The following is a 244-nucleotide window of genomic DNA, read 5'->3' on the forward strand; positions in this document are numbered from 1 at the left end:
GGGTGCCGATTTACCCACTTACCTGAACGTGTATGACGACACCCTGCCGGATAAAGGTGCCAATGCTAACGGCATGGTCGATGCCGGAGATGTGGGTTCATCCATTGCCCGTATCCGTAATGCCAGCCAGGAAAGCAAAATCAAACAGGTAAAACTGGACGGCAGCTACGAATTTGACGATGGCCGCTTTGATTTTGGTGCCGAGCTGCGCCGGATGGAGTCACGCTCTATTCAAACCGCCGGT

1 protein-coding gene is annotated in these 244 nt (G+C 53.7%); it reads left to right on the plus strand.

Going from position 1 to position 244, the window contains the following annotated elements; translation table 11 throughout:
* A partial coding sequence (locus R0J87_RS23615) for a hypothetical protein (RefSeq protein WP_498889427.1) occupies positions 1-244 on the plus strand: 244 nt, incomplete at both ends.

The organism is Halomonas sp. SIMBA_159 (assembly GCF_046536035.1).
GTDB lineage: Bacteria > Pseudomonadota > Gammaproteobacteria > Pseudomonadales > Halomonadaceae > Vreelandella > Vreelandella venusta_A.